This window comes from Microcystis sp. M113S1 (assembly GCF_020246945.1).
GTDB lineage: Bacteria > Cyanobacteriota > Cyanobacteriia > Cyanobacteriales > Microcystaceae > Microcystis.
The window spans coordinates 1-2,901 of the sequence record NZ_JADBSA010000391.1 but is presented as its reverse complement, the minus strand read 5'-3'; the positions used below and the strand labels follow the sequence as shown (position 1 = coordinate 2,901).

Below are 2,901 nucleotides of genomic sequence, written 5' to 3'. Positions count from 1 at the left end.
TGACCATAAATGAAGTTTTGTCGGATTAAATAATTGGCTGAGTTGTAGAGATTTTTAGACTGCCAAGATAAATTATCTATCTCAGCCCAAAATCGATGTCCTTTCTTGATAATGTGTCTTTCTGCTACTAACATTGTTATCAGTTGTCTTTTAACTCAGCGTCGGGTTTTGAGGGGTTGTCATCCGTTATGATAGTTGTACCCGAAGGCAATTGATAGCCTGTTAAATTCCCTTGTTTCCACCACCTCCAAGCCGTTCGATAACTTATTCTTGTTTTTTTTGCCTAGTCTGATAGTTTCCTGTCTATATATTACCATGCCTGGCTATATATGACTATATTTGCATTGAAACTTTACAATACCATCAGTTTGAGAATTCCCAGAAGGCAACAAAAAAATGACTATTTCCTTGCTATAAGTATTGTAGATGTCAAGAGTGTTAACTGAATGTCTATAGTGGTATCCCCCGAACAAGTCCATCAAATCGTCAACAACCTCCATCACGATCCCTTTGAGGTTTTGGGGGCCCATCCCCTAGAAAAAGAAGGAAAAGTGAATAAATGGGTTGTTAGAGCCTATTTACCGAAAACCACGGCCGCTTGGGTTATTTTACCGTCCCAAAGACAAGAATATCCCATGAAGACCGCTTATCATCCCCATTTTTTCGAGTGCGTCATCGATATCGGTGAACTGAACAATTATCAATTACGCATCCACGAGGGAGAACAGGAACGGGTAATCTATGATTCCTATGCCTTCCGTTCTGCCAAACTCAGCGATTTTGATTTACATCTGTTTGGGGAGGGCAACCATCATCGCATTTATGAAAAATTAGGGGCGCATTTAGCCGAAATCGAGGGTATTAAAGGGGTTTATTTTGCCGTTTGGGCCCCTAATGCCCGCAACGTCTCGATTATTGGTGATTTCAATAACTGGGATGGTCGTGATCACCAAATGCGGAAACGTAATAATATGGTCTGGGAATTGTTTATCCCAGAAATCGGTGTTGGCACTAAATATAAATACGAGATCAAAAATTGGGAAGGTCATATTTACGAAAAATCTGATCCCTACGGTTTTGCCCAAGAAGTACGCCCGAAAACCGCCTCGATCGTGGCCAATTTAGATAGCTATACTTGGGATGATAGCGATTGGATGGAAAAACGCCGCCATAGCGATCCTTTAACTCAACCGGTTTCCGTTTACGAATTACACCTCGGTTCTTGGCTGCACACTTCTAGTGCCGAACCCCCCCGTTTACTTTCTGGGGAAGGGGAACCGGTTCCTGTGTCGGAATGGAACACTGGGGCGCGCTTTTTGAGTTACTACGAGTTGGCCGAAAAACTAATTCCCTACGTTAAAGAATTAGGTTGCACCCATATCGAATTATTACCGATCGCCGAGCATCCTTTTGATGGTTCTTGGGGTTATCAAGTGACGGGTTATTTTGCCCCCACCAGTCGCTACGGCAATCCTGAAGATTTCATGTATTTTGTCGATCAATGTCACCAAAATGGCCTTGGTGTGCTAGTGGATTGGGTCCCCGGTCACTTCCCCAAAGATGGCCACGGGTTAGCTTTCTTTGATGGTACTCATCTTTACGAACACGGCGACCCGCGCAAAGGGGAACACAAGGAATGGGGAACCTTAATTTTTAACTACGGTCGCAACGAAGTCAGAAATTTCCTCGTCGCTAATGCTCTTTTTTGGTTCGATAAGTACCATATTGACGGCATTCGCGTGGATGCGGTGGCTTCCATGCTCTATCTCGATTATTGTCGTAAAGATGGGGAATGGGTGGCTAACGAGTACGGTGGCCGGGAAAATTTAGAGGCCGCTGAATTCCTGCGTCAAGTCAATCATGTAATTTTTAGCTATTTCCCCGGAATTCTCTCTATTGCCGAAGAATCCACCGCTTGGCCGATGGTGTCCTGGCCCACCTATATGGGCGGTTTAGGCTTTAATTTGAAGTGGAATATGGGCTGGATGCACGATATGCTCGATTATTTCGGCATGGATCCTTGGTTCCGTCAATTCCATCAAAATAATGTCACTTTTAGTATGTGGTATAACCACAGCGAGAATTATATGCTGGCTTTGTCCCACGATGAAGTGGTTCACGGCAAAAGTAATATGATTGGCAAAATGCCGGGGGATGAGTGGCAAAAATTCGCCAATGTCCGGGCATTATTTAGCTATATGTTTACCCACCCCGGCAAGAAAACCCTGTTTATGAGCATGGAATTTGGCCAGTGGAGTGAGTGGAATGTTTGGGGTGATTTGGAGTGGGGTCTTTTGCAGTATCAACCCCATCAACAGCTAAAACGCTTTTTCACTGATTTGAACGCCACCTATAAGAGTGAACCTGCTTTATATACCCAGGATTTTGGTCAGGATGGCTTTGAGTGGATCGACTGTAGTGATAATAGTCATAGCGTCGTTTCTTTCCTGCGCTGGAGCAAAAATTGGCAGGAGTTTGTGGTGGTGGTCTGTAATTTTACTCCCCAACCCCACAGCCATTATCGCGTTGGTGTACCTCATCCCGGTTTTTATCAGGAAATCTTTAACAGCGATGCGGGTAAATATGGCGGTAGTAATATGGGCAACCTTGGCGGTAAATGGTCGGAGGAATGGTCCTATCATAGCCGTCCCTACTCGATCGATCTCTGTTTACCACCTTTAGGGGTTTTAGTTCTCAAAATCGATCCTAATGCTTCTGGGGAATAGGGAAGCTTTTTTCAGTGATCAGTAAACAGTAAAAAGTTATCGAAAATTTGGGTTAAAACCCCGTCGTTTTACGACGGCTTTAAGCTACAATGGAAAAAGCGATAACCAAGCTAAAAACTGAACCTTGACCACAGATAGTAGGGGGTTTCGTTCAGAAAAGACTTCAAATTCGGCC

General features: G+C 44.0%; 1 protein-coding gene. It reads left to right on the top strand.

Going from position 1 to position 2,901, the window contains the following annotated elements:
• Nucleotides 1-446: 446 nt before the first annotated feature.
• Complete coding sequence (gene glgB / locus IM319_RS19790; RefSeq protein WP_287685014.1) at nucleotides 447-2,726, top strand: 1,4-alpha-glucan branching enzyme; 2,280 nt, start codon at nucleotides 447-449, stop codon at nucleotides 2,724-2,726.
• Nucleotides 2,727-2,901: the final 175 nt, after the last annotated feature.